Raw genomic sequence first — 25,756 nt, forward strand, 5'->3', positions numbered from 1 at the left:
GTGACCGTCACTGCCCCCACCTCCCTGTCCACCCGCTCTGCCCTCGCCGCCCATCTGGCGGTATCGGCCGTTGCCCTGGCCGCCGCGCTGCTGCTGGTGGGCTGCGCCAACCCCGGCCCGGCCCACACACCGCTGGCGCAAACCACCCCGGCCGCCGCTGGCCTGACCGCAACCACCACCGACGTGGTGGCCACCAGCCAATGGTGGAAGGCGCTGGGCGATGAACAGCTCAACACCCTGATCGACACCGCCTTGCAAGGCAACCCCAGCCTGGCCGTGAGCCGCGCCCGCCTGGAGCAAGCCGTGGCCCTGAGCCAGGTGCGTGAGGCCGCCAACGGCCCCCAAGCCACGCTGGGCGTGGACGCCACCCGCCAGCGCTACACCGCCAACGGGCTGGTGCCTGCCCCGGTGGCTGGCAACACATACAACAGCGGCACCGTGCAGGCCACGCTGAGCTGGTCGCCCGACTTCTTTGGCCAGCACGCTGCCGAGCTGCAGGCTGCGCTGGGCCAGGCCCGCGCCGCCCAGGCCGATGCAGCCGCCGCCGCCAACACCCTGGCCGCCCAGGTGGGGCGCAGCTATGTGGCGCTGGCCCGGCTGGTGGCCCAGCGCGATGTGGCCACGCGCGCGCTGGAGCAACGGGAAGAACAGCGCAAGCTCACGCAAGAGCGCACCTCTGCCGGCCTTGACAGCCAGGTCGAGCTGACCCAGGCCCAGGCCGCTGTGCCCGATGCCCGCACACAAATCGAAGCGCTCGAAGAGCAGATCACCCTGGGCCGCCGCCAACTGGCCGTGCTGACCGGCCAGGCGCCCGACGCCCTGCCCCAGCTCACGCCCCGCCTTGCCGCCCTGCAGCCCACTGCCGTGCCCGAGGTGCTGGGTGCCGACCTGCTGGGCCGCCGCCCCGATGTGGTGGCCGCGCGCTGGCGCGTGGAAGCGGCAACGCAAGGTGTGAACAGCGCGCGCAGCGAGTTCTATCCCAACATCAACATCGGCGCGTTCATTGGCCTGAACTCGCTGGGGCTGGACCGGCTGTTCAACGGTAGCTCGCGCCAGATGGGCGTGACGCCCGCGCTGCGCCTGCCCATTTTTGACGGCGGCCGCCTGCGCGCCCAGCTGGGCGGTCGCGCCGCCGAGCTGGACGTGGCCATCGCCCAGTACAACGGCGCCGTGCTCGATGCGGTGAAGGAAGCCGGCGACGCCGTGGCCTCCATCCAGTCGCTCACCCGCCAGCAGGCCTTGCAGGACGAGGCCGTGGCCAGTGCCGAAAAAGCCTACCGCTTTGCGCAGGAGCGCTACCGCGCAGGGCTAGGCAACTACCTGGTGGTGCTCTCCACCGAAAGCCAGGTACTGGCCCAGCGCCGCCTGGCCGTGGACCTGCGCGCCCGCCAGCTCGACACGCGCCTGGTGCTGATGAAGGCCCTGGGTGGCGGCTGGACGGACGACACGGCCGTGCTGCACACCGCCGCCGCGCACTGACCGGCCCACCGCACCGTACTCATTCAAAAACACATAACAACACATTCCTGAAAGACCACAGCCATGACCGCCAACAGCGAACCCCTCACCGCCAACGAAGCCAACACCGCCCGCCGCCGCGGCCTTACCCTCATCGCCGCAGCCGTCGCGCTGGTGGCCATCGGCTGGGGCGGCTGGCACTGGGCCAATGGCCGCCATGTCGAGACCACCGACAACGCCTATGTGGCCGGCAACGTGGTGCAGATCACGCCGCAGATCGGCGGCACCGTGGTGTCCATCGGCGCTGACGACACCGACTATGTGAAGGCCGGCCAGTTGCTGGTCAAGCTCGACCCCGCTGACGCCCGCGTGGCGCTGGAGCAGGCCGAGGCCCAGCTCGCCCAGACGGTGCGCGAAGTGCGCACCCTGTATGCCAACAACTCCACGCTCAAGGCCCAGGTCAGCCTGCGCAGCGCCGACCTGGCCCGTGCCCAGGCCGATGCTGCCCGCGCCCAGGACGACGTGAACCGCCGCACCCCGCTGATGGCCAGCGGTGCCGTGGGCAAAGAAGAGTTCCAGCACGCCACCGCTCAGCTGGCCGCCGCCAAGAGCATCGTGGCCGCCGCCCAGTCGGCCGTACTGGCCGCACAAGAACAACTGGCCGCCAGCCAGACGCAGACCGAAGGCACCTCGGTCGAGCAGCACCCCAATGTGCAGCGTGCCTCGGCCCGCGTGCGCGAGGCCTACCTGGCCGTGCAGCGTGCCCAGCTGGTCGCCCCGCTGGACGGCCACGTGGCCAAGCGCGGCGTGCAAGTGGGCCAGCGTGTGCAGGCCGGCGCCCCGCTGATGACGCTGGTGCCGCTGAACGACCTGTGGGTGGACGCGAACTTCAAGGAAAGCCAGCTCAAGACCCTGCGCATCGGCCAGACCGCCGAGCTGGAAGCCGACGTGTACGGCACCAAGGTCACGTACCACGGCACGGTGACCGGGCTGGGCGCCGGCACTGGCGCTGCCTTTGCGCTGCTGCCCGCACAGAACGCCACGGGCAACTGGATCAAGGTGGTGCAGCGCGTGCCAGTGCGCATTGCGCTCGACCCCAAGGAAGTGGCAGAGCACCCGCTGCGCGTGGGCCTGTCGATGGAAGTCAAGGTGGACACCGCCGACCAGAGCGGCAAGACGCTGGCCGACACCCAGCGCACCACGCCCGTGGCCGCCACGGCTGTGTTCGACGAGCAATTCAAGGCGGCCGACGACGAAGTGGCGCACATCATCGCCGCCAACCTGGGCCGCAATGGCAAGGCCGCCTTGGCCGTGGCGTCGCCCAAGGTGAGCAGCCAGCCCGCAGTGCAGGCGCAAAAGCATGCATCGGCCCCGGCGCAGCCCGCCGTGCAATCCCCGGTGGTGCAGTAAGCGGGGTTGACCGAGCATGACTGCCGCCAACCCCACTGCAGACACCGCAGGCCAGGCCCCCGCTCCGGCGGCGCCTGCTGCGGTGTCGCCACCAGCAGCCCCCCCCGGGCCGCCTGCTGTCTATCCGCCGCTGCAGGGCACCGCCCTGCTGCTGGGCACACTGTCGCTGTCGCTGGCCACGTTCATGAACGTGCTGGACTCGTCCATCGCCAACGTTTCCATCCCGGCCATTGCCGGCGACCTGGGCGTGAGCCCCGGCCAGGGCACCTGGGTCATCACCAGCTTTGGTGTGGCCAATGCGATCTCGGTGCCGCTCACCGGCTGGCTCACGCAGCGCTTTGGCGCGGTGCGGCTGTTCACCATGAGCGTGCTGCTGTTCGTGCTGACCTCCTGGCTGTGCGGCTTTGCGTCGTCGCTGGAGATGCTGGTGTTCTTCCGCGTGCTGCAGGGCCTGGTGGCCGGGCCGATGATTCCGCTGTCGCAGACCCTGCTGCTGGCGAGCTACCCGCGTGCCTTGGCCGGCACGGCCCTGGCCCTGTGGGGCGTGACCACGCTGGTCGCGCCGGTGGTGGGGCCGCTCCTGGGCGGCTGGATCACCGACAACATCTCCTGGCCGTGGATCTTCTACATCAACGTGCCCGTGGGCCTGCTGGCCGGGGTGCTGACCTGGGGCATCTACCGCAAGCGCGAGACCCCCATCCGCAAGCTGCCGATTGACACCGTGGGCCTCAGCCTGCTGGTGTTGTGGGTGGGCGCGCTGCAGCTCATGCTCGACAAGGGCAAGGAGCTGGACTGGTTTGCCTCGGGCGAGATCATCACCATGGCCGTGGTCGCGGTGGTGGCGTTTGCTGTCTTCCTGGTGTGGGAGCTGACCGAAAAGCACCCGGTGGTGGACCTGAAGCTCTTCAAGGGCCGCAACTTCACCTTTGGTGCGCTGGCGCTGTCGGTGGCCTACGCACTGTTCTTCGGCAACGTGGTGCTGCTGCCGCTGTGGCTGCAGCAGTGGATGGGCTACACGGCCACCTCAGCCGGCATGGCGCTGGCGCCGGTGGGCGTGTTCGCCATCCTGCTCACGCCGCTGGTGGGCAAAAAGGTCGGCCAGTGGGACCCGCGCCGCATGGCCACGGGTGCGTTCATCGTGTTCAGCACGGTGCTGTGGATGCGTTCGCAGTTCACGGTGCAGACGGACTTCATCCACATCCTGATCCCCACCCTGCTGCAGGGCGCGGCCATGGCGTTCTTCTTCATCCCGCTGACCACGCTGACGCTGGCGGGTGTGTCGCCAGACCGCATCCCGGCGGCAGCAGGCTTGTCGAACTTTGTGCGCATCACCGCCGGTGCCATGGGTACGTCGATTGCCACCACGCTGTGGGAGAGCCGCGCCGCCATGCACCACGCGCACCTGACCGAAGGGCTGGTGCAAGGCCAGGGGGTGTTCGCGCAGACGCTGGACGGCCTGGTGGCCTCGGGCCTCACGCAGATGCAGGCGCTGGCGCAGATCAACCGGCTGATCGACCAGCAGGCATTCACCCGCGCGGCCAACGACATCTTTTTGGGCTCGGCCGGGTTGTTCCTGCTGCTGATCGGGCTGATCTGGCTGACCAAGCGCCCTGCGCGCAGCGGCGGTGCGGGCGCGGCAGACGCAGCGGGGGCCCACTGAGAGGTTTCGGCACAGGTTTGGAGAAAAAACAGCTGCAAGCGCTAGTCAAACATGCGCCTGCAGCTATCATTTTTGATATGAATCTGCGGGGTCTCGTCCGGGCACAACCCGCACATCCCACAGTGGGTGTCGGAAATCCCTGACCCAGTGGCGGGCGCGGCACCTGCGGGCAGTTCGCGGGGTGCACCCAACAATGCACTCACCGCAAACCACTCCAACAAGGAACTGCCATGTCACTCTCGCTGATTCTTCTGATCGTTCTGATCCTCATCCTGGTCGGCGCCCTGCCCACCTGGGGCCACAGCCGCTCATGGGGCTACGGGCCCAGCGGCGGGATTGGCCTGGTGGTGCTGATCCTGGTGATCCTGCTGCTGATGGGCCGGATATGACCGGTAGCTGAACTTCCGGTGCAGGCCACACAGCGCCTGCCGAGGAGAAGTTTTCAAATGCACACATAGGGCCCTTCCGAGGGCCCTTTGTCTTTGGCGCTTTGTAGGAGGGTGGCGCGGCATGGCGGCCACCCGGACTCGGCCAGAAACACGCAAATGATCAATTCGCAGCAAAAATACAATCAAATTGATAACATTGGCATTTTAATCATTTATTTGATATAAACGATAAATACAAAACATCGCCATACCGCCCAGACCATGCCCTCATCCCCCTACCCCGTTGGCAACATGCGGCAGGTTCAGATCCGTCTGCTGCAGGGCATCCTGTCAGCCAATGTGGCTTTTGAGTTGCTGTTGCTGGCGGTGGGCGCTACCGGGCTAGTTCCCTCCCCAGGGTCGTGGAACCTTGCCCTGGGAACTGGCACCGCGGTCATGATGGCGCTGTGGTGGGCCTTGCGCTGCTGGCCGCGGGTCTATGTTCCGGTGGCACTCATCCAGACCCTGATCGGGATGGCACTTTTTACCTATGCCCTGTGGCAACCCCTGGGGCACGAGCTGCGCGCCGTGTGGTTCCTGATTGGGGTGGGGGCAGCCTACCTGCTGCTGGGGCGGGCCGCGGGCGTCTGCTATACCGTCCTGACACTGGCGCTGGTAGTGGGTAGCAACGGCATGCAGAGCGCGCCGTATTCGCTGCATGCGCTCATCATCTTCACACTGGCGCTGTCGCTGAGCAGTTTGTGTTTTTACCTGTTCGTCGGTGAAGCCCTCCGCCTGTACCGGCACCTGTCCGAGCGGGACCAGCAGTACACCTTGCTGACCGAGGGCGCCGAAGAGGTCATCTGGCGGATCAACCCCGACATGACGGTGGCGTACGTGAGCCCCGCCGACGAACGGGCGCGCGGCGTGCCCGCCCGCGACGTCATCGGAAGATCCATCTTCAAGGCCCTGACGCCCGAGGGTGCCGAGGCACTGAGACAGGCAGTGCGCGAGCGGCGGCAACTGCTAACGCCGCCCATGCGCTGTGCCAATGGCAGCGTCCGCTGGTTCGAGATGTCCAGCCGCCTGTACCGCGACGCCTCGGGCCAGCCCGCCGGCTACCACAGCATCGGCCGCGACGTGACCGCCCGGCGGGAGCTGGAGCAGGCATTGCATGCCGAGCGCGAGCATCTGGAGGCTCGGGTCAAGGAACGAACGGCGGCGCTGTCTCTCGCCAAGGAAGCCGCAGAGGCTGCCCTGCGCACCAAGAGCATCTTTCTCGCCAACATTGGGCACGAGTTGCGTACCCCCATGACGCTGATCCTGGGGATGACCGAACTGGTGCGCAACCGCTCGCAGGATGAGCGCCTGAAGCCCGTGCTGAACAATGTGATGGATGCGGCCAAAGGCCTCATGCGCATGCTCAACGACCTGATCGATCTGGCTGCGCTGGAAACACGCCAGGTAGCGTTCCAGTTTGCGCCGCTATCGGTGCCAGAGCTGGCGGCAGATGCGGTGCAACTGCTGGAGCCGCAGGCGCGCCAAAAAGGCTTGCAGATCTTCCTGGCCCTCGATGGCGTGGGCACCGACGCCAGCCACGTGGGGGACGCAGACCGTATTCAGCAAGTGCTGGTCCACCTGCTGGACAACGCCGTGAAATTCAGCCTCTCGGGTCACATCCAGCTGACCCTGGAGACCGAGCAGGACACCCCTGATGCGACGGTGTGGCGGCTGCGCGTGACGGACGAGGGTATTGGCATTGCGGCCGGTGACCAGCACCGCATCTTCACGTTGTTCGAACAGGTCGACGGGTCATCCACGCGCAGCTTTGAGGGTGCGGGACTGGGGTTGGCGCTGTGCAAACGCCTCGTCGAGGGCATGGGGGGCAGCCTGGGGGTGGAGAGCGAACCGGGCAAGGGCAGCAGCTTTTGGGTGTCGCTGCCGCTGCCCAAGGTCACCTGATACGGTTCCAGCACCAATACGCGTGCTCACAGCACAGGTGGCATGTAACCGGTGCACCCTTACGGTTCAGGCTGTTCAGGCAGTCCGTGTCGAGGGCGCACGCCGCTCTGCCAGAGCGAACGCCGAAGTCAGCGCTGCAAACTCGTCCTTGGCCACGGTGCCATCGGCGTTACCCGCACGGTCCATCACCTGCAGCACGGCTTGCGCGAACGGATCGCTGCCCGCCTGCTGGCCTTTGGTGCGGGCCAGCCCCTTGAGGAATTCATCGTGGGTGATGACACCATCCTTGTCCGCGTCAAAGCCCGCCGTGAGCTGCTGCTTCTGATCCTCGGTGGCACCAAACCGGGTCAGCAACGCCTGGAAATCGTCCTTGGACACGGCCCCTGCCACACGGCCACCGGGCAGTGCTGCAGTGGCCTGGCCGGACGAACGCCCCACGGTCATCCCCGCGCCAGAAGGCTGGCCCTGGGTGGCCAGAGCGCCCTGCCCGGCCATCCCCGCCAGCGTCTGCGCCTCGGGGCTGAGGGTGACCACGGCCGAGGGCTCGGGTGCCACCGCCTCACCCCCACGCCGCGCGGACGCCTTGCCCGCGCCACTGGAGGCCGCATTGAAAATCATCGACGCTACCGATGCGAGGCCGGAAATGAGAGGGGACATCGCCATGAACTCCTGTGTGGCGACAGCCCGGTACCTTTGACCTGTCCGCAAGTCACCGCATCGCCCAGATGCACCAAGGGTAGCGGACAGCAGCCCGTACGGTGGGCGAGTAAGCCAACAGTTTTCACGCCAGTTTTGCGAATGGACAGCGGGCTGGAGGCTGCGCGCCCGGGAGTCGCACGTGATCCTAGGCACTCCCTCTGCCCGGCATCACCACCCGAATGCAGGTGCCCCCACCCGGACGCTGCAGCACCAGCAAGTCACCGCCCGCCATCTGCGCACGGTGGTTCATGCCTGCCACCCCATGGCCTCCCAGTGGGCTGCCTTCGCCAGCGTGAAGCAGCATGCCGCGCCCGTTGTCGCTGACCTCGGCACACCAGGACTCGGCACCCGCACGGTAACGCACACCCACCGAGACCTCGGTGGCGCCCGAATGCTGCAACACGTTGCTCAAGGCCTCCTGAACAATGGCAACCAGGTGCATGGCACTGTCGGCATACGGAAAACTGGACAACGGCGGAATTTGCACATCCCACACCATGCGAATGCCACGCCGATCGAGCACGGGCTGGATGCGGTGCCGGAGCCGGGCCAGGCGGTCAGCAAATGGCTCGTCCGCCGCATCCATGGAGTCCACCACGAGTCGCAGGTCCAGCATGCACTTGTCGAGCAGCGAACGGAGTTCACGCACTGCGGGCGGCTCGGTCTCCAGCAGCGCCATGGCAAAGACCAGCTGTGCGCCCAGGTTGTCATGCAAGTCCTGCGCAATGCGCCGCCGCTCTGCCGTCACCTCGGCACTGGCGCGCAGCCGCAGCCGGGGGCGCCACTGCAGGGCCCGCGGCAGTTGCACCAGCAGCAGGGCCCCCAGGCCCACCGAGATCACCAGGGCGGCCAGCTCCCACCATTGCCGATCCGACGGCCTCTCCTCGTCATAGCCATAAAACGCCGTCGCAAGGAGCGCCCACTGCAGCAGCCACATGCACATGCAAGCGATGGCGAACAACGGGGGACGTGTGCGAAACACCGCTCAATCCTGGCTTTCTGGGTGGCGTGGGCAACCGAGAGCACACCTGGTGACCGCACAACCCACACACGCGGCAGCCACCTGCATCACTCCGTCAAAAGAGCCCCCGCAGCGAGGCGAAGCGCACCGCCTGGGCACGGGTGCGCACCTGCAACTTGCGGTAGATGTTGCGCAAGTGGGTGTTGACCGTCATGCTGCTGATGAGCAGGCGCGCCCCCACCTCGACGCTGGTGTAGCCGCTGGCCACCATGCGCAGGATTTCCTTTTCCCGTGTGGACAGCCGATCTGCCTCATCGGGCTGCCGTCGCTTGTTTTCGGCCGAGTGGGTGCGGTCAAACCGCTGCAGCAACCGCCGCGCCAGGTTGGGGGTAATGGAGGCGCCACCATTGGCCACCTGCAACACGGCTTGCGAATAGTTGCCGAACCACGAGTTCTTGCCCACATACCCCGTGGCCCCCAGTTCGAAGGCCCGCAGGACCTGCTCGTCGTTTTCCATGACCGAGATCACGACCGTCTGGGCTGATGGGCGCACAGGCTTCACGTAGTGCAACAGGTCAAAGGCGTCACCGTCGCCCAGGTTCAGGTCCACCAGGAGCACATCAAAATCGTGATTCTTGATGGCCTTGCGTCCCTCGCGGACACTGCCCGCCTGCGCCACCAGCAACGTGCGGGCATCGGCCATCAGCTCCTGTGCAATCACCAGGCGGATGTGCGGATCGTCGTCCACCAGCAAGACCCGCACCGGATTGGCCTCCTGCCCAGTGAGGAAGGCGGGCCAGACCGATGGCGGATTGGAATAGGTTTCAAACCGGCCCGACGGAAGCGATGCAAGGTCGCGCGCACTCTGCTTTGAAAGCAACGCTGAAGACGTCAACGTTTGCGATGGTGTATCGACCTGCCAACTGCTGCTCATGGGTGAACTCCTGCGGACGTGGTGGTGGGCCCCGATGGACTGGGTCTTTCGGTGGACGCATCTGCATGCAACTCTTGCGTTCACATGCATGTTCTCCAACGCACTCATGCCCCTCTGTACGGCAGCGCACACAGTGCGCCAAATAAATTTCAAGGTCCAAATATATTTGGCAATGTTGCCCAAGTAGCAATTGGTTACTACCTGACTTTCTTCGGCCGATCTCATGTGGTGCGGGCGGCCAAGCCGCGCTGGCAAAGGCTTTGCGCGGGTCCAAGGGTTGAACCGCTCCGCTGTATGAGGTAGCCCGCCCGGCGTATTCGCACGAATCGCATCGGCTCGCACACTGAACTCCGACAGCGCCTAACGGCCACCGGTTCTCAAAAAAACCAGGCCTGAAAGCGCCGTCCAACCCCCTCTGCACCGCAGGTTCGCTGCGGTTGCAGCCAGTGTAGAAGTCATCCTTGAAGGATCTGTCATGAAAACCCTTGCTTTCATCACGCTCAGCGTCATCGCCTCCGCCGCCATGGCCACCGGTCCGGTCCCTTCCACTCCGGACATCACCATCACCGGCAATTCCACGCAGTCGGTATCCCTGACGTCGGTGTCCGTCAACAACAACTCGACGGGCTCGAAGAGCGAAGCCTTCCAGAACCTGGCCTCCAACACCGGCAACGTCACCATCAGTGGCAATTCGACCCAGACGGTAACGGGCTTTGGCGGCAATCTGACCAACACCGCCAGCGGCAGCGAAGCCTACGCCAGCCAGAACCTGTCATCCAACGTGGGCGAAGTCACCATCATTGGCAACTCCAGCCAATTCACCTCGATGATCAACTCGTCGGTCAATAACCTCTCCAGCGGCAGCAACAGCAAGGCGGTGCAAAACATCGCCTCCAACAACGCCTGCTTCACCTGCCAGCCCACCAAGCCCGCCGGCTGGCCCTACTGAGATCGGCACCAGCTCGGCTGGTGAATAGACCTGCGAGGGTCTGATTCCGGCAGCACATCAGTGCCCGGATGAGTTCGTGCCAGGGGCACACCGGCAAGGCTGCAAACAGCAGTGCGGGTGGGCCCCTCATTCTCACCATAGGAGGTGTTCCATGAACACACGTTTTCTGGCGCCATGCGCAGCTTTGCTCACGGTCTGCGGCCTGATGCCAAGCCCCGCGTGGGCACAGGCCCCCGGGGAAGACCCGGTCATCCTGACCAAGAAGCTCTCGGTCCAGATGCAGCCCACAGGGCCAGTGGCAGCCTCGACGGGACTGGACGGCAGCAACACCATGCCATCGTGGCTACGCGCCCGCATCGCCCGCTACGAAGCCAAGGCTTTCTCAGACGACACCACTGGCGTGCTGACCAACAACGACGTGGTCACCACTGCCAATGCACAGGGCATGCAAAAGACCTGCGTCCAGGAGGTGGGCAGCAACACCGTGTCTGCCAACACCACGGGATCGGCCAAGTACGGTCCCAACCAGGCGCCGCAGGTGGTGGTGCTGCGCGGCGATCTCGTCAATATCTGCAAATAACAGGCCAGGCGCCATGCGCCCGGCCGCCAGGAGAGAGAACATGCCGCCCACCCCGCCGAGCCCCGCCATGCCTGCATGCTCTCGCCCCCAGCGCCCACGCTCCCCACACCCTGTGATGCGCGCGATCCATGGAGCGCTTTGGCTTGTCGTCGGGCTGGGACTGGCTGGCTGTGCCACACCCAGGGACCCACGCAAGGACCAGGCCTTTCAGAGCCTGGCTTCCATCACCGACCGCCCCGTGGTGCGCCCCACACGCTCCATCTCCAGCTTCTCCGACTCGCTGATGTGCATGGACCATATGCTGCGCGATGCACAGCTGCCCACCACACTGATCACGAGCAAGCAGATTCCCGACTACTCCACCCGCGTCACCGTGGCCACCAAGGACATGGTGATCACGGCCCTGTCCCAGATGTCGCGCCTGAGCAATGCCTTCCGTTTTGTGGACTACGAGGTGGATATCGCGCGCCAGGACACGGTGCAGAACCTCACCACCATCCTGCTCAACAACAACCAGATGCAGTTGCAGCGACCCGCGCTGTACCTGTCGGGTGCCATCTCGTTCGTGGACCAGAACGTGATCAACAACCGGTTTGACGCCGGGCTCTCCGGCCCCCGCATCGACATGGGCTACAGCCAGAGCCGCAACGCCACCATCATCGGCCTGGAGATGCACCTGGGCGACTTTCGCACCCGCACGCTGATTCCCGGCCTGGACTCAGCCAACGAAGTCATCATTGGCAACGGCGGACAGGGCGTGGACCTGGCCGGGCGCATCGGCACTTATGGCGTTCAGTTCAACGTGGGGCGCGACTACACCCAGGGCTCTGGCAGTGCGGTGCGCACACTGGTGGACCTGGCCACCATCGAACTCATTGGCAAATGGGCCCGGGTGCCTTACTGGCAATGCCTGACGCTGGAGCAAAACCACCCGGACTTTCAGCGGCAGCTGCGCGACTGGTTTGACGAAGGCTCGCCCGCCGTGCGCACCCAGCTCATCACACGCTCGCTGATCAGCCGGGGCTACCTCGCCCCCGTCGCGCAACCTCTGCCGGACAACGACCCAGCGCTGCGCAAGGCCCTGGCGCGCTTCCAGGCGGACAACGGCATGGTGGTGACGGGCGTGGTGGACTTTGCGACCTACGAACGGGCGCTGCGCCACTTTGTCGGGCTGTCCGCAGACGGCACCCTGGCCCGCATTGGCTGGGCCAGCACGCACGCAGAGCCTGTGCCGCACATCGCCGCCAGTCCCGCCACTCGCGATGCGGCAGTGCAGGTGGTGAGCAGCAATCCGGGGGCGGCCAAGTACGGAGATCCACCGCCTGCGCGCAGCATCGATCTGCAGATCGAGAACGTGTTGCTGGAGCGCACCGCATTCGAGGTGGGGGAACAGGTCTTCCTGTCGGCCACCGTGTCGCGCGCCTCCTACCTGCAGTGTTTTCTGGCCGATGCCACCGGTACAGTCATCCGCCTGCTGCCCAACCAGGCCAACACCACCGGCTGGGTGTCTGCCAACCAGGCCATACGCATCCCCGACTGGATGAGCCCCAACCCCGGCTTCATCATGGACGCAGCCAGCCCCGGCACCGAGGGTGTGGCCTGCTTTGCCACCGACGAGGACAGCACGCCCCGTTTGCCCGAGGCGCTGCGCGGACCGCCGCTCAAGCCCATCCCGAACTACCGGGCGCTGGAGCGCTTGAACGAGGCCTTCGCCACCGCCTGGGGCACCGATGGCTACACCGGCAATGCCGTGTACTGGCAAGTCATTCCACGCCGCGCCCTGCCCGCCGCAGCCAGTGCGCCTACCCAACCCGCCCCACGCAAGTGACACACCGTCGGTAAAGCACTGCGCAGGCGAACGCGATGACCACCACCCCGGCGACCACGGCGCGCACGCATTCCACCCTTGGTGGGGCACACGCACCGCAGGGCATATGGCGCGCAATCCATGGCGCAGTGGCGCAGGCCTCGGGTGCAGCGTGCCTGGTAATGGCGGTGGTGACTGCTGCTCCTGCGCAGGGATCGGTGCGGGCGCTTCCCACGCCTGCGGAAATCTCCGACATCGATCGCGCCAGCCTGAACGCGGCGTCCCCCCAGGTGCCCGGGTCTGACGACCCCACGCAGGAGAAGATGTTGCAAAAACTTCGCAGCACCGCGCAACGCGATGGGGTGCCGACGCGCAAGCCGCGCGCCCCCCCTGCCCCTACAACGCGATCATCGGGCGACCTGACGCCTGCCGATGCGGCGTGGCTGTTGGGATTGTTGGCGTTGCATGGCCTGGCCATGCCCGCTGACCCGGCGCAGGCCCAGCACTGGTTTGAACGTGCGCAAATGCTCAGCCACCCTCTGGCTCCTGCGGGCCTTGCGTGGTGCCAGCTCAGCGGGTGCGTGGCAGCACCCAATCCTTCAACCGCCATGCACTGGATTGCGCTGGTGGGCCGTGCCGATCCGGGGCTTGCCAAATACCTCGAATGGCATGCGGCCAAGGCATTGGCTCCATTGGCCGAGCCCCGTTTGCCCTCACCTGACCGATATCCCGGCTCAGCGACCCCAGCGACGACCAGCCCATCGCTTCAAAAACTGTTGACGCAAGCTGTGCGGGCCGGCAACGCGCAGGCCGGCAACGAACTGGGGCTGGAGTTCATCGCCAGCGGCGATCTCGAACAGGCGATGGTCCAGTTTCAATCAGCGTCTGCAAAATCCGAGGCCGCCGCCGCCAACGCCCGCCTTCTGGCCCGCCGCATCCAGAGCGGTCCCAACGCCCGCACCCGATCAGCCCGCTACAGCGCTGCAGATTGGTACGCGGAGGCCCAGCGCTACCACCGCGGCGACGGCGTACCTGCCAACTACACCGAGGCCGTGCGCCTGTACCAGGTAGCAGCCAGCAGCGGCGACCCACAGGGCCGCAAGATGCTGGAGCTGATCTTCTCCAGACCCTTGCAAGGCGGCGCCATCGACGTCGCGTGGATGCAGCAGCTCGCCGGTCTTCACATCGGCACCAACAGCTCGCCCACCGGCACGACCACCGCAGCACCCACCAGCGGCTGGCAGCGCGAGCCCAGCCCGCTGTATGACCTGGTACCGCTGCAGTGGCGGACGCCGGGGCAAGTGTTGCGTCGATAGGTTGGCCCAAAAGCTGGGGACAAACACCCAATACCCGCCCCGACACGAGCGCCCTCGAAACCTGTCCTGGGCCATGGACTCCAGCCGCACAGGTAGCGCCCCCAAAAAAATCAGGAAATAGAATCCAACGGGCTTGTAGTGCTAGTCGAAATTGACTTATCAGCTATCAATTAAGTAGCAATCACCGCAGGCAACAACAACCCCTGCTGAGCCGCCACCGCCTCCCGCAAAAACGCCCACGTGGCCTGCATACGGGCCACGTGCTTGTTGTCACCGGGCATGGACATCCAGAAGGTGCGCTGAAAGCGTGCCACACCCGGCAGCACGGGTACCAGCGACGGGTCTTGCGCTGCCACAAAGGCGGGCAGCACAGCCAGCCCGGCCCCCACGCGGGCGGCTTCGTACTGGGCCAGGATGCTCGTGCTGCGCAGCGCGAAATGCGCGGGGCGGTGCAGTTCGTCCAGGATTTGCAGTTCCTTGCTGAACAGCAGGTCGTCCACGTAGCTGATGAAGGTGTGGCCCCGCAGGTCGTCCGGCGTGTGGATGGGGGCATGGCGCTGCAGGTAGCTGCGCGCTCCATACAGTTGCAGCACGTAGTCGGTCAGCTTCACGACCACCACCGCGCCACGCGCCGGGCGCTCCAGCGAGATGACGATGTCGGCCTCGCGGCGCGACAGGTGCACCAGGCGCGGCAGCGCCAGCAGGTCCACCACCAAACCGGGGTGTTCCGACGCGAACTGTGCCAGTTGGGGCGCTAGGATCAGGTTGCCAAAACCTTCAGTGGTGCCGATACGCACCAATCCATGCAGACCCTGGTGTACACCGGGAGCGGCACTTTCAACCACAAGAAAAGCGGCCTCCATCGCCTCCACCTGAGGCATCAGCTGCCGGCCGGCCTCTGTCAGCCGATGCCCTCCTGGCTCACGGGAAAAAAGGGCCGAGCCCATCTGGTTCTCCAGCGCCTGCAAGCGACGCGACACCGTGGTGTGCTCCACACCTAGGCGGCGCGCGGCGCCCGCAAGCGTGCCTGCGCGCGCCAACTCCAGAAAATAACGGAAATGATCCCAATCCATATCCGGATTGTGGCGCCCCGGGCCGAGACAACCCGGAAATCAAGCGCTGGTGCACTCGCACGACCGGTCAAAAAAGCCGACCAAAGACGCAACCCGGCGACGGCCCAAGGGCATCGGGAGATAAATCGCACAAAAATAATTTACACCGCATATTTTCTATTGCACACTGCGCTCGCGCCGAAGCTCGCAACAATGGAACAGCGAGCAATAACCAGAGCCCATTGGGCCAAGGCACCCGCAGCGGTTGCCAGCAATAGTCAAGTGCGAGGGAGGAAAAATGAAGACATTTGTGCAGCCCCAGAGGCTGTCCGCTGGCATGCACATGCCACACGCAGGGCAAGTCACCTGCCGCACTTAGCCATGGCCACAGGCACTGGCACACGGCCTCCCTTTTTTTGCGCCGCAGGCCCTGCGCCGGCTTGCGTTGTCCATCCGCATCCTTAGTCCCTGACCTTTATGAAACGCACCACTTTTCGTTACAAATCGCTGTGGGCCGGTCAAGCCTGCCTGGCATTGGCAACTTTTTCCGTCCACGCAGCGGACGTGAGCATCACACCGCCTCCCGGCGGCGGATTCGTGGTCAAGGGACCCGCCAATACCGAGCGCCTGCGTGTGCAAGACTCCGGCGAAGTGAGGGTTCCCAGTCTGTCAGGCACGGCCAACAACAATGCCAGCGTGCTGTGTTTTGACGGGCCTACGGGGCGCCTAGGCCAGTGCGCCCCCGGAGTAACAACAGGCGCAACGGGTGCTACTGGTGCCACAGGCCCGGCAGGTCTCACGGGAGCTACGGGTGCCACCGGCGCGACGGGTCCAGCCGGCCTGACGGGTGCAACGGGTGCCACCGGCCCGTCTGGGGCCACTGGATCCGCCGGTGCAACAGGTGCTACCGGACCAGCAGGAACCCCTGGTGCACAAGGCGTAGCGGGCCTGACTGGCGCTACCGGAGCCACGGGCGCCGCCGGTCCTGCCGGAGCTACAGGTGCGACAGGCCCCCAAGGTCCAGCGGGGAGTAACTCCATTGCCATCAATATTCGAACTGCAAGTGGCAGTGGGTCGGCAGACAGCTGCGCAGTGACCTCCTGCTGCAACGTGGGTGAAAAAGTCGTCGGCGGCGGGTACGAGGGCGCAAGCGGCGCTGCCGGAATTGACGCTGACGCTGTGTATGTGGCGGCCAACCGCCCCGTCGAGGGCGGTGCTTGTGCGGCCGGAGTCCAGGGCTGGTCGGTCCGACTCCTCAACTCCTACCGCGTACCCTCGTTGACCACAGCCTGCAGTTCTTACGCCATCTGCGCGCAATGACGTATCAGGACTCGTCGCTTGCCGACCTGCAACCCCATGGCCTGATGGTGCAGGGCATGCGGACCGCAAGGTTGCCTTGGCGTTTTGACGCGGCCACAGCCCTGGCCGAGGTGAATGCCCTGCCAGCTTCCCTCTGGCGTACCCATTTCAATGAAGGCCGCCATGACGGAGGTTGGCAGGCACTTGCACTGCGTTCCGCGCCCGAGGCTCCCATCGATGTCGTTCCCATTGATGTGCCAGCATCGGGCTATGCCGACACGCCGGCTTTGGAACAATGCCCTTCGCTGCGCGCGATGCTGGAAACCATGGCATTGCCCTGGAAATCCGTACGGCTCATGCAATTGCTGCCGGGCTGCGAAATCAAGGAGCACACCGATGTAGGTGTGTGTGCTGCGCGCGGTGAAGCCCGCCTGCACGTGCCGCTGCAAACCGGCGAGCAGGTGTTCTTCCATGTCGATGGTGAACGCATTCCGCTGCGAGCTGGCGAGTGCTGGTATGTGGATGTATCGCTGCCGCACCGTGTTCGCAACCGTGGCAGCCAAAACCGGGTGCACCTGGTGGCGGACGCCTCGGTGGACATGCGTCTGTTCGAGGCCTTCCGCGCCAGCGATGGCGGCGAGCCTTTGTCCGACCCCAGCGACCCGTGGAGCCAATTCATCCGGTTTCGCGACTTCGTGGGGGCGGATGCAGAGCGTTCCACAAGGCTCAGCGCCATCACCAACTCTGCCGAGTTCGTGCAGGAATCGGTGCGTATGGGGCAGGACGCAGGCTTTCAATTTGACGCATCAGATGTGGAGTCGGCCATGAAGGCCGGGCGCCGCGCGTGGGTGGAACAATGGATTCTGTGAACTTCAGCGGCTGGCGCCCTATCCGCTTTTACATCGCCAAAGGCCAGGTGATGGTGGACTGGATCCGCCTGCTCGATGAACCACTGCGCGAGCCCTTCTTCCAGCATGGCATCCAGAGTCATATGCTGCGCCCTTTCCATCTGGCGTTCCGGCGCCAGACGCCGTTGAGCGACCTGTTGGCCTGGCACGAGCAATCCCCAGGCCTTGATCCATCACTGGTCATCTTCCACGTTTCGCGCTGTGGCTCCACGCTCATTACGCAAACGCTCGCTGAAAGCGCACACCATCTGCAGCTGTCGGAGCCCGGTCCCGTGGACTTCCTCGTGCGGCAGGCACTGTCCAGCGGGCTGATTGACGAAGCACAGGTGGTGCGCGCGCTGCGCGCTTGGACCAGCGCCTGGGCGCAACGCTGCGACAGCGACAGCCCACCGCTGCAATCCATGAGCATCAAGCTCGATGCGTGGAACACAGACAAGGCACCGCTCTTTGCAAAAGCGTGGCCGGACGCCCCCTGGGTGTTCCTCACCCGGGAACCACTGTCGGTGCTGGTGTCGCAGATGCGGGAACGTGCGTTCTTCCTGATCCCCGGCATGGCAGGCTGCGGTGTAGATGGCCTCAGCCCCCACGAATTGGCCCTCATGCCCCCTGAACTTTATTGCGCCCGCGTGCTTGGGAACATTTACGAAGCCATGGCCCGAGAGTTCGCACCTTCGCGCGCATTGTTGCTCGACCACTCCCAACTGCCCGAGGCCATCGAGTCACAGGTACTCCCCCATATGCGCTGGCAGGTCTCGGCAGAGGAGCGCGCAAGAATGTGTGAACGCGCGTCGCGGCATGGCAAGCACCCTCACCAAGTCTTTGTCCCCGATACAGAAACAAAACATAGCATGGCAAGCGACCTCCTTCAGTCCCTGGCTGCGCAATGGATCGCACCTCACTACCAGAGGCTCCACGACCCACTGCGTACCTATGTCTCCATCAAGCCCGAGGAGGCGCTGCAATGATCGCAACGCTGCATCGACGACATTTCCTGGCAACGGGTGGAGCAGCGGCAGTCACAAGTGTGCAGGCTTCGGCTGCCGCCCTGTCCTCGCTTGGTGCGATACGCCCCCGGTGGCGCGTACTTGGCATAGCACCTACTTCCGAGAAAATGCCCCAGCTGGCCGAAGACTACCGCCAAGGCGTGGAGCTCGGACTGGCCCAGGCCGGCGCCACCGCCTTGCTTGAATTGAACTGGCTGTCCGCTGGGCCCATACCATCGGCGCCTGCCAAGGTGATCAACTCGGCGCTACAGGAAAGCAAAATTGACGCCGTAATGGGCTGGATTCCACCCTTGCTGGCAAAGAGAATTTCCCCAGCAACCCGGAAAGCCGGTGTGCCTCTGTGGATCAGTGATACGGGCGCGGACATAGTTTCGACCGCCGAGGCCCACTCGCTGACGGTTCGCCATAGTCTGGAGCTATGCGCGATGGCATCCGCTATTGCCGACAAGGTGTATGCGCAATGCGGTCCGCGAGCCTTCTTGTCCATGGGACGGCATGAGTCAGGCTTCGACTTTCTGCAGTCTTTCCAGAACCGCTGGCAAGCACTAGGCGGCAACGTCGTGGGGCGCCATGTTGCAAACCTGCCAGGGCTCTCCTCTGAATTCGAGGATTTGAAGCGGTCTATCGTGTCCCATCAGCCCGATGTGGTGGTTGCACTCTACTCGGGTCCGCAAGCGCAGCGCTTCACCCAGTGGTGGCAGGTCCATTCAACGTCTCTCCGCACCGAGTTGGCGGGCTTTCCCTGGCTGGCCGAACACACACAGGGGGTCCATGCATGGACCGTCGCTAGCTGGCCTGCCGCCGAGGTGGCAGAGTCCGGCTGGAAGGCCCGTTTCGCGCAGGCAGGCCTTGGGTGGACGGCAGCAGCGCTGCTGGGAGCGGAAGCAGGTGCCAGCGTAGGAAAGGCCCTCGCGGCAGCATCCGATACGTCAAGCGTCCATGAGCTATGGGCTGCGCTGCGTAAAGCCCCTCTTTCCGGCCCACGCGGAGAACGCCAGTGGACCAGTACTGCCGTGGACAGCGCCGGTCCGCTGTGGGAAGGTTCTGTACAAAATACCGACGCTTGGCGCCGACGCCAAGCCTACCCTCAATTCACCGCCCACAGCGCTGCACCTGGCGGCTGGGTCACGGGATACTTTTTGACTTGATAAGGAAGTTTTATGGCGACAGCTCCAATAATGGGTGAGATCAAAATGTTTGCGGGCAACTTCGCCCCAAAGAACTGGATGTTCTGCCAAGGCCAGCTTCTTAGCATTTCACAGAACAGCGCCTTATTCGCCATCCTCGGAACCACATACGGTGGCAACGGCGTATCAACTTTCGCCCTGCCTGACTTACGCGGCCGAGTACCTGTCGGCACCGGTCAAGGTCCGGGGCTGCCCAGCATGGACTTAGGAGAAGTTGCTGGCACGCCAACTCAGACGCTGACCATTAACAATCTGCCATCACATAACCACACGGTGACAGGCAGCGTCTCCGCTTCCACCAGCATAGGCACACTGACCGGGCCCGGCTCCGGCGCGGTGCCTGCTGCATCCAACCAGCGCAACGCGCAGTATGCTCCTGGTGCCAGCGCCGACACCACCCTGCCGGTGACCAGCCTGGCCACTGGCGCCACGGGCAACAATTCTCCCATTTCCGTCATGCAGCCCCACTTGGGCATGAACTACATCATCGCAGTGCAAGGCGTATTTCCGTCCAGAAACTGAGCGAAACCGACCCGCGACAGCAGGTGCAAAAAAGGGCAAACGCTTGTGTTTGCCCTTTTTGCTTTCTGGCGCCTAACCTGGCCCCCTCCGCATGGGGTAATGGCACCCCGCGGGGTACGCCACTGCCAAAATGGCAACCGCAGAAATGTGCATAAAAGCACATTGAACTTGCAAATCACAGCATTGTAATTACAAATTTGCACGGATAACATGCATGGACAGGCCTGCGCTGCGGGCCCTTTGCAACCCCCGGAGACAAACCCATGAACGCACCCACTTCCACGGCCGTGCTGGCCCCCACCGTCAAACTGTTGATCGGCGGCAAATTCGTCGAATCCAAGTCCACCGAGTGGCGTGACGTGGTGAACCCCGCCACGCAAGAAGTGCTGGCCCGCGTGCCCTTTGCCACGGCCGATGAAATCAATGCCGCAGTGGCCTCGGCCAAGGAAGCGTTCAAAACCTGGAAGAAGACCCCCATCGGCACCCGCGCCCGCATCTTCCTCAAGTACCAACAGCTCATCCGCGAAAACATGGCCGAGCTGGCTGCCATCCTCACGGCAGAGCAAGGCAAGACCCTGCCGGACGCCGAAGGTGATGTGTTCCGTGGCCTGGAAGTGGTCGAGCACGCTGCCAGCATTGGCAACCTGCAACTGGGTGAGCTGGCCAACAACGTGGCTGGCGGCGTGGACACCTACACCCTGCTGCAGCCGCTGGGCGTGTGCGCGGGCATCACGCCCTTCAACTTCCCGGCCATGATACCGCTGTGGATGTTCCCCATGGCCATTGCCACGGGCAACACCTTCGTGCTCAAACCCTCCGAGCAAGACCCCATGGTGACCATGCGCCTGGTGGAGCTGGCGCTCGAAGCCGGCATCCCCCCTGGCGTGCTCAACGTGATCCACGGTGGCGAAGCCGCTGTGAACGCGATCTGCGACCACAAGGAAATCAAGGCGATCAGCTTCGTGGGCTCCACCAAGGTGGGCACCCATGTCTACAACCGCGCCAGCCTCAACGGCAAGCGCGTGCAATGCATGATGGGCGCCAAGAACCACGCCATCGTGATGCCCGACGCCAACAAGGAACAGACCCTGAACGCCCTGGCAGGTGCTGCTTTCGGTGCCGCAGGCCAGCGTTGCATGGCACTGTCGGTGGTGGTGCTGGTGGGCGAGGCGCAAAAGTGGATCCCCGAACTGGTGGCCAAGGCCAAGACCCTGAAGGTGAGCGCCGGTGTGGAAAAAGGCACGGACGTGGGCCCCGTGGTGTCCTGCGCCGCCAAGGACCGCGTGCAGAGCCTGATCGAGCGCGGCATTGCCGACGGCGCCACGCTGGAGCTGGACGGCCGCAACCCCGTGGTGGCTGGCTACGAAAAGGGCAACTTTGTGGGCCCCACGGTGTTCAGCGGCGTGAAGCCCGGCATGAGCATCTACGACCAGGAAATCTTTGGGCCTGTGTTGTGCCTGTCGGCTGCGGCAGACATCGATGAAGCCATTGCCTTCATCAACGACAACCCCAACGGCAACGGCACTGCCATCTTCACCCAGTCGGGTGCGGCAGCCCGCAAGTTCCAGGAAGAGATCGACGTGGGCCAGGTCGGCATCAACGTGCCAATCCCTGTGCCCGTGCCCCTGTTCTCGTTCTCGGGCTCGCGCGCTTCCAAGCTGGGCGACCTGGGCCCCTACGGCAAGCAGGTCGTGCTGTTCTACACGCAGACCAAGACGGTGACGGCGCGCTGGTTTGATGACAGCACCATCTCGCATGGTGTGAACACGACGATTAGTTTGAAGTAACCCCCTGAGCGGCTTCGCCGCTTCCCCCTTTCTCTGCATCGCTTTGCGATGCGGAAGGGGGACGCAGCCAGTGCCTGAACCGGGGACTGGCGGCCCTTGCGCGGCTACCTCGCCTTTGTCCGCGCCGGTTTCAACCGCTGTGCGCGGTGGTAAAAGCGGGGCATGCAAACTTTTCAGACAACGATGCGGAGATGGGCCATGGTCTTCGGTGCTGCGTGCGTGATGCTGGTGGGTGCCGATGCCCACGCACAGGCCGGTGCCGCCTGCAAACCCGGTGGCACGGTGGAAGAAACCAACGCCTGCGCCGTGCAAGCCTTCCAGGCGGCAGACACCGAAATCGCCATCCTCTATGGCGACGTGATGCGCGCCTTGTCGGCCCACGAACGGCCCCAACTGCGGCAGGAGCACACGGCCTGGCAGCGCGAGCGCACCACGCGCTGCCAGCAGGCGCAGCGCAGCAATGAATCGCAACCCCAGTGGCCGCGCCTGTACCACGAGTGCCTGACGGCCGAAACCCAGGAGCGCCGCAAGGGCCTGATGCGCTGGCTGACGCTGGACCACCCGTCCGCCAAGCCATGAATCAGGCCGCCAGAACAACAAAAAGCCAAGAGACAGAACACCATGGACTTTGAACTCACCGAAGAACAACGCGCCTTTGCCCAAACGGCCCGCAACTTTGCACAAGCTGAGTTCGCACCCCACGCCGCGCACTGGGACGAAGAAGGCATCTTCCCGCGCGAGGCCATCGCCAAGGCGGGCGAGCTGGGCTTTTGTGGCCTGTACGCGCCCGAAGTCGCCGGTGGCCTCGCCCTGCCCCGCCTGGACGCCACGCTGGTCTTTGAAGAAATGGCGGCCGTGGACCCCAGCACCACCGCCTTCATCACCATCCACAACATGGCCACCTGGATGCTGGGCACCTGGGCCACGCCCGCCGTGCGCGACCACTGGGGCCCGCTGCTCACCACGGGTGAAAAGCTCGCAAGCTACTGCCTCACCGAGCCCGGCGCGGGCTCCGATGCCGCATCGCTCAAGACCCGCGCCGAGCTGGTCGGCAACGAATACGTCATCAACGGCGCCAAGGCCTTCATCAGCGGCGCAGGCAGCACCGACGTGCTGGTGCTCATGGCCCGCACGGGCGATGCGCAATCCGGCGCCAGCGGCATCAGCGCCTTTGCCGTGCCCGCCGACACGCCCGGCATCAGCTACGGCAAGAAGGAACAGAAGATGGGCTGGAACAGCCAGCCCACGCGCACTATCAGCTTCGACAACGTGCGCATCCCCGCCGACCACCTGCTGGGCCGCGAGGGCGAAGGCTTCAAAATCGCCATGAAGGGCCTGGACGGCGGCCGCATCAACATCGCCACCTGCTCGGTGGGCGCGGCGCAAGGCGCGCTCAACGCCGCCCAGCAGTACATGCAAGACCGCAAGCAGTTCGGCAAACCCATCGCCAGCTTCCAGGCGCTGCAGTTCAAGCTGGCCGACATGGCGACCGAACTGGTGGCCGCGCGGCAGATGGTGCGCCTGGCCGCCAACAAGCTCGACGCTGGTGCCCGCGACGCCTCCACCTATTGCGCCATGGCCAAGCGCTTTGCCACCGATGCAGGCTTTACCGTCATCAATGACGCCCTGCAGTTGCACGGCGGCTACGGCTACATCCGCGAATACCCGCTGGAGCGCCTGCTGCGCGACGCGCGCGTGCACCAGATTCTGGAAGGCACGAATGAAATCATGCGGGTGATCATTGCCCGGCGCATGCTGGATGGAGATGCCACAGAGGCCATCCGGTAGCTACAACATTCATAGCTACCCAGGCATATTGCACTTGCGCTACCGGCATTTTTAGCTCTCACCATGCCCACCCGCCCGCTGTCTGACGAAACCCTGCACCTGATCGACGCCGTGCGCACGGCGCTAGCGCACCGCAGTGACGTGGAAGAACGCGCCCTGTTTGGAACGCACGCCTTCTTCGTGGACGGCAAGATGTGCATCGCAGTCAAGGGCGAGGAGCTGCTGGTGCGCTTGCCGCCGGAGCGGCACGGCGAGCTGCAGGAAATGCAGAACACGCGCGAACTCTCACCGGGCGGGGGGATGAAGGGCTATTTCTGGGTGGAGCCCAATGGGTTTTCTACCCGGACGCAGTGGAGCTTCTGGATTGACGAAGCGCTGGCCTACAACCCGCACGCCAAGGCTGCACCGCCCAAGAAAAAAAGGGGTGCCGCCAAAGCCCAGCCCGCCACGCCGAAGAAAGTCACAGCAACAGGCGCGCGCACAAAAGGTGCCGCTGCCAAAGCCGCAAAGCCCCTCTCCAAAAAGCCGACCGCCAAGAAGCACAGCATCTTCGAAGCCGACGACTGACTCGCCCCTACACCCACCCACCCGGAGCCCCACCATGTCCCTTCGCATCGTCCGCCTTGGCACCCCGCGCGCCGCCGGGGAAGGCACCCGCATCGGCACCGTGCGCCGCCCGCCGCGTGGCGTGCCCAAGGCCGAGTTCGCCAGCCGCGACTACTACGACGTGTGGTACCCCCTGCTCTCCCCCAGCGCCGACCTCATGGCCCAGGGCCAGCAGGTGCCCACCGGCCAAGAAGGCGACAAGGCGTGGGAGGCATTCGCCAAACAGTTCCGCAAAGAACTGGCCCAGCCCGAGGCCAGCCGCACGCTCGACTTGCTGGCCGCGCTGTCGCGCCACAGCGCGATGTCGCTGGGCTGCTACTGCGAGGACGAAGCCCGCTGCCACCGCTCGGTGCTGCGCGCCGAGCTGGCCCAGCGTGGGGCCGACATCAGCCCCTAGATTTCAAGCTTTTTAGGCCGCTACCGCGCAATGGATAAGCCTTTATAGCTATCAAATTCATAACAAAGCTGCACCCATTCCCTTTCACCATCACAACGACATCAAGGAGCAACACACCATGAAAATCGCATTCATCGGCCTCGGCAACATGGGCGGCCCCATGGCACACAACCTGCACAAGGCAGGCCACGAAGTGCGCGCGTTCGACCTCTCCCAACCCGCCCGCGACAAGCTGGCCGCAGACGGCGTGCCCATCGCCGCCGACGCGAAGGCGGCAGTCGCAGGCGCCGAAGTCGTCATCAGCATGCTGCCCGCCAGCCAGCATGTGGAAGGCCTGTTCCTCGGCGCGGGCGAGCTGCTGGCCCAGTTGCCTGCGGGCACGCTGATCATCGACTGCTCCACCATCGCAGCCGCCACCTCCCGCAAGGTGGCCGAAGCCGCCAAGGCCAAGGGCGTGGCCTTTATCGACGCCCCCGTGTCGGGCGGCACCGGCGGCGCCATTGCAGGCACCCTCACCTTCATGGTGGGCGGCGACGCTGCCGACCTGGAACGCGCCCGCCCCGTGCTCGAAAAAATGGGCGCCAACATCTTCCACGCAGGCAGCGTGGGCGCAGGCCAAACGGCCAAGATCTGCAACAACATGCTGCTGGGCATTTTGATGGCCGGCACCAGCGAGGCCATTGCCTTGGGCGTAGCCAACGGTCTGGACCCCAAAGTGCTGAGCGAAATCATGCGCCGCAGCTCGGGCGGCAACTGGGCGCTGGAAAAGTACAACCCCTTCCCCGGCGTGATGGAAACCGCCCCTGCCAGCAAGGGCTACGCGGGCGGTTTTGGGACGGACCTGATGCTCAAGGACCTGGGCTTGGCGCAGGAGAACGCGATGGCGGTGAAGGCCGCCACGCCGCTGGGGGGGATGGCGCGCAATCTGTATGCGGCGCACAGCTTGGCAGGCCACGGCGCGCTGGACTTCTCCAGCATCATCAAGATGGTGCAAAAAGGCTGAAAGCAAATACGCTGAGGACCGAGGACTGGGGGCGCTGCTGATCTTTGCGGCCCCCTCATCCACCGAGGGCCTCACGCCGCACCCACCATGCCGACCTGC

The 25,756-nt window shown here is 64.7% G+C and carries 23 protein-coding genes; 19 read left to right on the forward strand and 4 right to left on the reverse strand.

Going from position 1 to position 25,756, the window contains the following annotated elements; all coding sequences use genetic code 11:
• The 5 genes from ATF69_RS11110 (at position 1) to ATF69_RS11130 (ending at position 6,858) form a co-directional block, all read left to right on the forward strand.
• Entirely contained in the window at positions 1-1,479 is a 1,479-nt protein-coding gene (locus tag ATF69_RS11110; protein WP_146870979.1) for an efflux transporter outer membrane subunit, read from the forward strand.
• A gap of 63 nt (positions 1,480-1,542) precedes the next feature.
• The gene (locus ATF69_RS11115) at positions 1,543-2,868 is read left to right on the forward strand and encodes an HlyD/EmrA/EmrK family protein (protein WP_146870980.1); all 1,326 of its coding nucleotides are present in this window, start codon (positions 1,543-1,545) and stop codon (positions 2,866-2,868) included.
• A 16-nt stretch (positions 2,869-2,884) separates the two neighbouring features.
• Complete coding sequence (locus ATF69_RS11120; RefSeq protein ID WP_244303706.1) at positions 2,885-4,528, forward strand: DHA2 family efflux MFS transporter permease subunit; 1,644 nt, start codon at positions 2,885-2,887, stop codon at positions 4,526-4,528.
• A 230-nt stretch (positions 4,529-4,758) separates the two neighbouring features.
• The gene (locus ATF69_RS11125; RefSeq protein WP_007856361.1) at positions 4,759-4,917 is read left to right on the forward strand and encodes a DUF3309 family protein; all 159 of its coding nucleotides are present in this window, start codon (positions 4,759-4,761) and stop codon (positions 4,915-4,917) included.
• Positions 4,918-5,178: 261 nt separating this feature from the next.
• Complete coding sequence (locus ATF69_RS11130; protein ID WP_146870981.1) at positions 5,179-6,858, forward strand: sensor histidine kinase; 1,680 nt, start codon at positions 5,179-5,181, stop codon at positions 6,856-6,858.
• Between the two features lie 75 nt (positions 6,859-6,933).
• Here the strand turns inward: ATF69_RS11130 and ATF69_RS11135 are convergent, their stop codons facing one another.
• The 3 genes from ATF69_RS11135 to ATF69_RS11145 form a co-directional block, all read right to left on the reverse strand.
• On the reverse strand, positions 6,934-7,515 hold the full coding sequence (locus ATF69_RS11135; RefSeq protein WP_146870982.1) for an EF-hand domain-containing protein: 582 nt from the start codon (positions 7,513-7,515) through the stop codon (positions 6,934-6,936).
• Between the two features lie 187 nt (positions 7,516-7,702).
• Positions 7,703-8,518, reverse strand: a complete 816-nt coding sequence (locus ATF69_RS11140; protein ID WP_146870983.1) for a sensor histidine kinase — start codon at positions 8,516-8,518, stop codon at positions 7,703-7,705.
• Between the two features lie 115 nt (positions 8,519-8,633).
• Positions 8,634-9,452, reverse strand: a complete 819-nt coding sequence (locus tag ATF69_RS11145) for a LuxR C-terminal-related transcriptional regulator (RefSeq protein ID WP_082522434.1) — start codon at positions 9,450-9,452, stop codon at positions 8,634-8,636.
• A 475-nt stretch (positions 9,453-9,927) separates the two neighbouring features.
• Here ATF69_RS11145 and ATF69_RS11150 point away from each other — a divergent pair, with 475 nt between their 5' ends.
• The 4 genes from ATF69_RS11150 to ATF69_RS11165 all read left to right on the forward strand — a co-directional run bounded on the left by ATF69_RS11150 (position 9,928) and on the right by ATF69_RS11165 (position 14,104).
• The gene (locus ATF69_RS11150; RefSeq protein WP_056062488.1) at positions 9,928-10,401 is read left to right on the forward strand and encodes a hypothetical protein; all 474 of its coding nucleotides are present in this window, start codon (positions 9,928-9,930) and stop codon (positions 10,399-10,401) included.
• 151 nt (positions 10,402-10,552) lie between these two features.
• Positions 10,553-10,981 carry a hypothetical protein gene (locus tag ATF69_RS11155; RefSeq protein ID WP_146870984.1) on the forward strand — a complete coding sequence of 143 codons (429 nt, stop codon included), beginning with the start codon at positions 10,553-10,555 and terminating at the stop codon, positions 10,979-10,981.
• A 115-nt stretch (positions 10,982-11,096) separates the two neighbouring features.
• A complete protein-coding gene (locus tag ATF69_RS11160; protein WP_146870985.1) occupies positions 11,097-12,809 on the forward strand; it encodes a DUF4384 domain-containing protein in 1,713 nt (570 codons plus the stop codon).
• A 35-nt stretch (positions 12,810-12,844) separates the two neighbouring features.
• The gene (locus ATF69_RS11165; protein ID WP_146870986.1) at positions 12,845-14,104 is read left to right on the forward strand and encodes an SEL1-like repeat protein; all 1,260 of its coding nucleotides are present in this window, start codon (positions 12,845-12,847) and stop codon (positions 14,102-14,104) included.
• A 170-nt stretch (positions 14,105-14,274) separates the two neighbouring features.
• On the opposite strand, the gene ATF69_RS11170 is transcribed toward ATF69_RS11165, so the two are convergent.
• Positions 14,275-15,177, reverse strand: a complete 903-nt coding sequence (locus ATF69_RS11170; RefSeq protein ID WP_146870987.1) for a LysR family transcriptional regulator — start codon at positions 15,175-15,177, stop codon at positions 14,275-14,277.
• A gap of 1,295 nt (positions 15,178-16,472) precedes the next feature.
• Here ATF69_RS11170 and ATF69_RS11180 point away from each other — a divergent pair.
• The 10 genes from ATF69_RS11180 (at position 16,473) to mmsB (ending at position 25,657) form a co-directional block, all read left to right on the forward strand.
• The gene (locus ATF69_RS11180) at positions 16,473-17,324 is read left to right on the forward strand and encodes an aspartyl/asparaginyl beta-hydroxylase domain-containing protein (RefSeq protein WP_146870988.1); all 852 of its coding nucleotides are present in this window, start codon (positions 16,473-16,475) and stop codon (positions 17,322-17,324) included.
• Complete coding sequence (locus tag ATF69_RS11185) at positions 17,312-18,328, forward strand: hypothetical protein (RefSeq protein WP_056745956.1); 1,017 nt, start codon at positions 17,312-17,314, stop codon at positions 18,326-18,328. The genes ATF69_RS11180 and ATF69_RS11185 overlap by 13 nt, the downstream gene beginning before the upstream one ends.
• Positions 18,325-19,515, forward strand: coding sequence for an ABC transporter substrate-binding protein (locus ATF69_RS11190; RefSeq protein WP_342212243.1), 1,191 nt, complete (start codon positions 18,325-18,327; stop codon positions 19,513-19,515). The genes ATF69_RS11185 and ATF69_RS11190 overlap by 4 nt, the downstream gene beginning before the upstream one ends.
• Positions 19,516-19,545: 30 nt before the next feature.
• A complete protein-coding gene (locus ATF69_RS11195; protein ID WP_244303707.1) occupies positions 19,546-20,076 on the forward strand; it encodes a phage tail protein in 531 nt (176 codons plus the stop codon).
• 263 nt (positions 20,077-20,339) lie between these two features.
• Positions 20,340-21,863: a CoA-acylating methylmalonate-semialdehyde dehydrogenase gene (locus ATF69_RS11200; protein ID WP_146870990.1), complete on the forward strand. Its 1,524-nt coding sequence runs from the start codon at positions 20,340-20,342 to the stop codon at positions 21,861-21,863.
• Between the two features lie 198 nt (positions 21,864-22,061).
• A complete protein-coding gene (locus ATF69_RS11205; RefSeq protein WP_208758718.1) occupies positions 22,062-22,442 on the forward strand; it encodes a lysozyme inhibitor LprI family protein in 381 nt (126 codons plus the stop codon).
• A gap of 42 nt (positions 22,443-22,484) precedes the next feature.
• Positions 22,485-23,651, forward strand: a complete 1,167-nt coding sequence (locus ATF69_RS11210) for an acyl-CoA dehydrogenase family protein (protein ID WP_146870991.1) — start codon at positions 22,485-22,487, stop codon at positions 23,649-23,651.
• Positions 23,652-23,714: 63 nt separating this feature from the next.
• A complete protein-coding gene (locus ATF69_RS11215) occupies positions 23,715-24,218 on the forward strand; it encodes a TfoX/Sxy family protein (protein ID WP_146870992.1) in 504 nt (167 codons plus the stop codon).
• Positions 24,219-24,252: 34 nt separating this feature from the next.
• Positions 24,253-24,654 (forward strand): DUF488 domain-containing protein, encoded by a 402-nt coding sequence (locus tag ATF69_RS11220; protein ID WP_146870993.1) that lies wholly within the window; start codon positions 24,253-24,255, stop codon positions 24,652-24,654.
• A gap of 76 nt (positions 24,655-24,730) precedes the next feature.
• Entirely contained in the window at positions 24,731-25,657 is a 927-nt protein-coding gene (gene mmsB, locus ATF69_RS11225; protein ID WP_280179005.1) for a 3-hydroxyisobutyrate dehydrogenase, read from the forward strand.
• Positions 25,658-25,756: the final 99 nt, after the last annotated feature.

Source organism: Acidovorax delafieldii (assembly GCF_007993815.1).
Lineage (GTDB): Bacteria > Pseudomonadota > Gammaproteobacteria > Burkholderiales > Burkholderiaceae_C > Acidovorax > Acidovorax delafieldii.

What these genes read in the sequence shown, in the direction of transcription:
- ATF69_RS11115 (WP_146870980.1), top strand. Translation starts at nt 1,543, where the DNA reads ATGACCGCCAACAGCGAACCCCTCACCGCCAACGAAGCCAACACCGCC.
- ATF69_RS11150 (WP_056062488.1), top strand. Translation starts at nt 9,928, where the DNA reads ATGAAAACCCTTGCTTTCATCACGCTCAGCGTCATCGCCTCCGCCGCC.
- ATF69_RS11185 (WP_056745956.1), top strand. Translation starts at nt 17,312, where the DNA reads ATGGATTCTGTGAACTTCAGCGGCTGGCGCCCTATCCGCTTTTACATC.
- ATF69_RS11190 (WP_342212243.1), top strand. Translation starts at nt 18,325, where the DNA reads ATGATCGCAACGCTGCATCGACGACATTTCCTGGCAACGGGTGGAGCA.
- ATF69_RS11205 (WP_208758718.1), top strand. Translation starts at nt 22,062, where the DNA reads ATGGTCTTCGGTGCTGCGTGCGTGATGCTGGTGGGTGCCGATGCCCAC.
- ATF69_RS11200 (WP_146870990.1), top strand. Translation starts at nt 20,340, where the DNA reads ATGAACGCACCCACTTCCACGGCCGTGCTGGCCCCCACCGTCAAACTG.
- ATF69_RS11125 (WP_007856361.1), top strand. Translation starts at nt 4,759, where the DNA reads ATGTCACTCTCGCTGATTCTTCTGATCGTTCTGATCCTCATCCTGGTC.
- ATF69_RS11135 (WP_146870982.1), bottom strand. Translation starts at nt 7,515, where the DNA reads ATGTCCCCTCTCATTTCCGGCCTCGCATCGGTAGCGTCGATGATTTTC.
- ATF69_RS11130 (WP_146870981.1), top strand. Translation starts at nt 5,179, where the DNA reads ATGCCCTCATCCCCCTACCCCGTTGGCAACATGCGGCAGGTTCAGATC.
- ATF69_RS11215 (WP_146870992.1), top strand. Translation starts at nt 23,715, where the DNA reads ATGCCCACCCGCCCGCTGTCTGACGAAACCCTGCACCTGATCGACGCC.
- ATF69_RS11210 (WP_146870991.1), top strand. Translation starts at nt 22,485, where the DNA reads ATGGACTTTGAACTCACCGAAGAACAACGCGCCTTTGCCCAAACGGCC.
- ATF69_RS11160 (WP_146870985.1), top strand. Translation starts at nt 11,097, where the DNA reads ATGCGCGCGATCCATGGAGCGCTTTGGCTTGTCGTCGGGCTGGGACTG.
- ATF69_RS11170 (WP_146870987.1), bottom strand. Translation starts at nt 15,177, where the DNA reads ATGGATTGGGATCATTTCCGTTATTTTCTGGAGTTGGCGCGCGCAGGC.
- ATF69_RS11180 (WP_146870988.1), top strand. Translation starts at nt 16,473, where the DNA reads ATGACGTATCAGGACTCGTCGCTTGCCGACCTGCAACCCCATGGCCTG.
- ATF69_RS11165 (WP_146870986.1), top strand. Translation starts at nt 12,845, where the DNA reads ATGACCACCACCCCGGCGACCACGGCGCGCACGCATTCCACCCTTGGT.
- ATF69_RS11155 (WP_146870984.1), top strand. Translation starts at nt 10,553, where the DNA reads ATGAACACACGTTTTCTGGCGCCATGCGCAGCTTTGCTCACGGTCTGC.
- ATF69_RS11220 (WP_146870993.1), top strand. Translation starts at nt 24,253, where the DNA reads ATGTCCCTTCGCATCGTCCGCCTTGGCACCCCGCGCGCCGCCGGGGAA.
- ATF69_RS11195 (WP_244303707.1), top strand. Translation starts at nt 19,546, where the DNA reads ATGGGTGAGATCAAAATGTTTGCGGGCAACTTCGCCCCAAAGAACTGG.
- ATF69_RS11120 (WP_244303706.1), top strand. Translation starts at nt 2,885, where the DNA reads ATGACTGCCGCCAACCCCACTGCAGACACCGCAGGCCAGGCCCCCGCT.
- ATF69_RS11145 (WP_082522434.1), bottom strand. Translation starts at nt 9,452, where the DNA reads ATGAGCAGCAGTTGGCAGGTCGATACACCATCGCAAACGTTGACGTCT.